Origin of the sequence: Niastella sp., from assembly GCF_045805085.1 — a bacterium.
GTDB lineage: Bacteria > Bacteroidota > Bacteroidia > Chitinophagales > Chitinophagaceae > Niastella.
The window spans coordinates 1-5,310 of the sequence record NZ_JBJMLX010000031.1; the positions used below are offsets into that span (position 1 = coordinate 1).

Genomic DNA, 5,310 nt, shown 5'->3' on the forward strand with positions numbered 1-5,310 from the left:
GGCAGAAGGCAGAAGGCAGAAGGCAGAAGGCAGAGAAAATGCCGGCGATGCAAGGTCGTGATTAATTTCAAATATCGTGAGCTATTTCACGTTTCACGTTTTACGTTTCACGATAAAAAAATAAGTGGTGTGAAAGCTAGCCTTTTCAATCACACCACTTATTTTTTACATCAATTACCGGGCATTATTTGATCCGGCCCCAGTTTTCACCACTTTTAATGCGGTACATGGTCATCTCAGAGACGCCAAATTTTTCCGCTAATTTTTTGATGGTGATCTTTCGGTTCTTGTCTGCGAGGATCTTTTTAATGCCTTGAACCTGTTTCGCATTCAGCTTCAAGCCTTCGGTTCTGTTTGCCTGCACTTTTTTGTAGGCAATTTTTGCGGGACTGTGTTGCTGATGTTCAATCATTTCTTCAAGTGTAGCCCATTTCAGGTTCTTCACTGCATTGTCAAGCTTATTGTGATTGATGTGAATCACATACTTGTTTTTAAGTGAAGCTTTCTTCAGAAATAATCGGGCAATCTCACGGTGAATGTACAGAGTACCGTTGTTGCCTGGACGATGGAGATTCAAAGTTCTGTAACCGGTAGTTAAAGAACCCTGAAGGAGCTTGCCGTCTTCAACAACGTCTTCTGTGTAGCTGGCTATGCGTCCCATGGAGGACAACGCATACTTTTTACGGAGGTGCTTCCAGCCTGGAAACTGTAATGGTTTCCACACCTCGTTGGGGAGTTTTTTTATCATCGCCTTTTCCTTTTGGCTAAAGTTACAAAAAAACAAATGTGAAATTCAAACAATTGATAAGAATCATATCAATGATGTATAAGGGACAGGAATTCGGCTTCGGTTATGATCTTGATGGAGGTTATCTTTTTGGCTTTTTCGAGCTTACTTCCCGCCTCTTCTCCCGCTACCAGATACGTTAAATTGGCGCTTACGCTGCTGAGAAGCTTGCCTCCGTTAGATTCAACCATGGCTTCGGCGTCACTTCGCTTGAGTGTGGGCATGGTGCCTGTAAACAAAAACGTTTGGCCGCTCAGGTTGCCTCCCTTTACCAGGTCTTTTTTGTCGTTTTTCAGCTTCAGGCCCAGCTGTTCAAGCTTTTGCAGGGTGGCTATGTTGTCCGGATTTTGGAAAAACTGATGTACGCTGCCAGCCACTTTCGGCCCAATATCCTCAAGGTTTTGGAGGTCTTCGAGCGAATAATCCCTTAAATCTAACAAATGCTTAACCGCATGGGCAAGCGTTTTTGCGGTTGTTTCTCCTACATAACGGATACCCAGGGCATATATCAGCCGGTGTATGGGCTGGGTTTTGGAAGTTTCAATAGCTGTTTGCAGATTGGTAATGCTTTTCTTGCCAAATCCTTCTAACGTCCCGATCTTATCAAAAGGCAACTCGTATATAGCAGGCACTTCTTTGAGGAAACCTAACGAGAAGAACTTACGAATGTTTGCTTCGCCAAGACCCCTGATGTCCATGGCATCCTTGCTGGTAAAGTGAATGATGCGTTCCACCACCTGGGCCTCACAGTTGATGTTGCTGCAACGCCAAACAGCCTCTTCTTCTGGCTTTTCGAGCTTATCGCCACATACGGGGCATTGGGTAGGAAAAACGATCTTTTGTTCGGTGCCATTCCTGAGTTCGGGCAAAGATTTAACAATGTAAGGGATCACATCACCTGCCCGTTCAACCAGCACGGTATCGCCTATCATAAGGTCCTTGTCTTTGATCACTTCTTCGTTAAATAAGGATATAGAACCCACAGTAACGCCACCGATAGGAACGGGATCTATCTTGGCCACAGGCGTAACCGAACCGGTACGGCCAACCTGGAATTCAACAGCCCTTAACTTACTGGTAGCCTGACGTGCCTTGAACTTATAAGCAATGGCCCAGCGGGGGTGATGGGTGGTCATGCCCAGCAGCTCCTGCTGATGAATATCGTTCACCTTTATCACCATGCCATCTATCTCATAAGGCAGATCGTCGCGTTGTTGTTCAAATTCATGGCAATAGGCAACAACCGCATCTATACCTTTCAATACTTTCTTTTCCTTTACCGGGCTGCGGAAACCAAGTTCCCATAACATAGTCAAACAACCGCTGTGGCTGTTCACAATAGGATCCACTTCTTTGTCGGGTAACTGGGTATAATGGCTGATCTGGTATAAAAAGGCTTCCAGGTTTCGCTTACTCACCTCCTTGGGGTCTTTTATGCGCAAAGTGCCGGCTGCTGCATTGCGGGGGTTGGCCAGTGGTGGCAGGTTCTGTTCGGCCAGTCCATCGTTATATTTCTTGAAATTTTGTTTGCTCATTAACACCTCTCCCCTGATCTCTATCTGTTCAAGACCATACTTTGAAATGGCTGCCGATAAAGGAATAGATCTGATCTGCCTTATGTTGGTAGTAATATCATCACCCTGTACTCCGTTACCCCTGGTGGCGCCACGCACCAGCATATCATTTTCAAAGATGAGAGAAATGCTGGCCCCGTCGAACTTGGGTTCAACGCAATACTCCAGCACCTCTACTTTCGCCAGTTCTCTTGCCCGGCGGTCGAAGTCAATAAGGTCCTCGGCATTGTACGAGTTATCGAGTGATAACATAGGCACCAGGTGCGATACCGTTGGAAATGCTGCGGTAAGCTCTTTGGCTACCCGCTGTGTTGGTGAATCGGGTGTACGCAAAGCAGGATTCTCCTTTTCCAACTTTTCGAGGGCCTTGTATAGTTGGTCGTATTCAAAGTCGGCAATCAAAGGATCATTCAAAATATAGTACCGGTTTTCATGAAAGCGAAGTACATCCCGCAGGGTCTCGATGTCTTTGTCGGTTATATGACCTTGCGAGTTTTTTTCCATTAAACCGGTAGTCAGCTTTTGCAAAGCTTTTGTTTGGTCGGGAGAATACATAAATCTGTTATTACTGTTTTAAGCGAAGTTAAATCAATGCCCTGTTTTATTGGTGGGCCTTTGGTCACTCATTTGAGCGTCACGATCTTGATAAATATCAATAACTGGGAACACCTCAGCCGGCAAAATAACCCCTTTTATTCAAAAAAAGACCCTCGCACCATAGCCTTAACAGTTATAAAACTAATTAACAGGCAACGAGTTGCGACCCTGCCAGGGTTATTAAAACCGGTACGGTATTTAAAACATGTCCTTGGTCAAAAAGTGGCGTAAAAAATTAACAGGCGTTCGTGAGTGAAACAATCAATATATCTTTACACAATGATATGACAACCGGCTTACAGGCCCGTCCCGATTGATTTTGCAGCTACGATACGATTGTGTGCCAATGGATTTACCTACCGGTTAACTGTAATTTGCTAAAATTCTTAAACCTGCCGTTAACTTTTCAAGACAGGTTTTTTTTGTTTATATCATCTATTTCTTAACCCTGACAATTTGCTATTAGCCATGGGAACAGCATTGCAAAGAACCATTCATCAATTACGTTCTGAAGACCGTGAGTTTTTTCAGATCGCTATCTCCGTTGACTGTGTAATTTTTGGTTTCGACAAGAACGAACTGAAAGTATTACTCATTAAATCAGACCTGGAAGAATTCAATAACCAATGGTCATTACTCGGCGACCTGGTACGTCCCGATGAAAACCTCGACACAGCCTCTTACCGCGTGCTGAAACATCGCACTGGTTTGGATGATGTGTACCTTGAACAGGTTTATACTTTTGGTGAGGTAAGCCGACACCCCGCCGGGCGCGTTATCAGCACCGCCTATTATTCGCTGATCAATATCAAGGACCATCAGCCCATGCTTACTGACAATGAGCTGCACTGGCATCCTGTAAATGAGATCGGTGCACTGGCATTTGACCATAAGACCATCCTCGACACCTGTTTGCAAAGGCTGCAATCAAAAATTGAGGACCACCCCATCGTTTTCAATTTATTGCCTGAAAAGTTCTCGCTCAGGGAGTTACAAAACCTGTATGAAGCTATTCTGGGCGTAAAAATGGACCGCCGCAACTTCAGAAAGAAGTTCTTCTTAATGAACTGGCTCGAAGATATGAATGAGCTGGAACAGGACGTTCCGCACCGTCCGGGGAAGCTCTACCGTTTTAATGCAACCCGGTTCTCTAACGGTAAGAAGACCCAGGCCACCCTGGTTGTATAATAGCCCAACTTTTTAACATATTAACCTTTCGTAATTTAAAATCAAACTACAAGCAGCATTTTAATGTTGTGACTGTCTAAATAAGTAGAGTCACACTAATCTTACCATAATATCTGGTACATGCAGGCCAGCGTTCCTGGCCATGTAACTGGGCTATACCTTCTTGTATTAAGGCAGTATTCTGTAGCAATCAAAATTTGTGAAAGCATTGACTGGCGTGGGTTTTATTTTTTGGAATCTAAGAAATTAAGTATAATTGTGTATAGGTCACACATTGGTATCATTGTTTCTTAACCAATAACTACTTCTATTATGCCCTCAAAACGATTGCTAAAGGCAGTACTGCCTTTAATGTTTGCTATTTATTCTATCTCCGCTTATTCTCAAACAAAACAAATTACCGGTAGTGTTAAAGACAGCAAGGGAGCCGGCATTGCTGGCGCTTCTGTCGTTATTAAAGGTGCCAGAGGAGGTACCACTACTAATGCCGAAGGTGTCTTCAGGTTGGCGGTGCCTGAAGCAACCAAAACGTTAACCGTTAGTGCCATTGGCTTTGCTGCCACTGACGTAGACGTTTCATCATCCAGCGCAGTGGAAGTTGCGTTAGTTGAAAGCAACAACAGTTTGAATGAAGTGGTTGTTGTGGGTTATGGTACGGCAAGGCGACGTGATATAACGGGGGCCGTAGCCTCAGTAACTGCCAAGGAATTTAACCGCGGGCAGATCAATACCCCCGAACAGTTGTTGCAGGGTAAAGTACCAGGGTTGCAGATCACCAACAGTAGTGGTCAACCAGGTGGGCTTACTATTGTAAGGATCAGGGGTAACAACTCTATCAGAACCGGTAATACCCCGTTGTATGTTGTTGATGGGATACCGTTGGATGGAAGAACGGCCCGCCCCGACTTTTCACCTTCCGGTGTGGGCGCCACGCCCGCGAGTGACCCGCTCACTTTTATTAATCCCAATGAGATCTCCGATGTACAGGTATTGAAAGATGCATCTGCTTCTGCCATTTATGGTTCGCGCGGTGCAAACGGGGTTGTATTAATAACTACCAAGAAAGGAGCTGCAGGTCCTATGCGTATCGATGCCAATGCTTCGGTAGGATTTAGCGATGCAATGCGCAGGATCGATGTGCTTGATGCAGGTGAGTACCGCTCA

General features: G+C 44.9%; 4 protein-coding genes. 2 read left to right on the top strand and 2 right to left on the bottom strand.

Annotated features, from left to right (window positions below):
• Positions 1-184 precede the first annotated feature (184 nt).
• Both ACJ751_RS01470 and ligA read right to left on the bottom strand, forming a co-directional pair.
• Positions 185-748 carry an NUMOD4 domain-containing protein gene (locus ACJ751_RS01470; RefSeq protein ID WP_014222182.1) on the bottom strand — a complete coding sequence of 188 codons (564 nt, stop codon included), beginning with the start codon at positions 746-748 and terminating at the stop codon, positions 185-187.
• 68 nt (positions 749-816) lie between these two features.
• The gene (gene ligA, locus ACJ751_RS01475) at positions 817-2,916 is read right to left on the bottom strand and encodes an NAD-dependent DNA ligase LigA (protein WP_407743601.1); all 2,100 of its coding nucleotides are present in this window, start codon (positions 2,914-2,916) and stop codon (positions 817-819) included.
• A 498-nt stretch (positions 2,917-3,414) separates the two neighbouring features.
• On the opposite strand from ligA, the gene ACJ751_RS01480 reads away from it, so the two are divergent.
• Together ACJ751_RS01480 and ACJ751_RS01485 are read left to right on the top strand one after the other, a co-directional pair.
• The gene (locus ACJ751_RS01480; RefSeq protein ID WP_407743602.1) at positions 3,415-4,146 is read left to right on the top strand and encodes an NUDIX hydrolase; all 732 of its coding nucleotides are present in this window, start codon (positions 3,415-3,417) and stop codon (positions 4,144-4,146) included.
• Positions 4,147-4,458: 312 nt separating this feature from the next.
• Positions 4,459-5,310 (top strand): TonB-dependent receptor plug domain-containing protein (locus ACJ751_RS01485; RefSeq protein WP_407743603.1); only part of this gene is annotated, 852 nt, incomplete at its 3' end.

Coding starts and splice junctions, on each gene's coding strand:
- ACJ751_RS01470 (WP_014222182.1), bottom strand. CDS start 748: ATGATAAAAAAACTCCCCAACGAGGTGTGGAAACCATTACAGTTTCCA.
- ligA (WP_407743601.1), bottom strand. CDS start 2,916: ATGTATTCTCCCGACCAAACAAAAGCTTTGCAAAAGCTGACTACCGGT.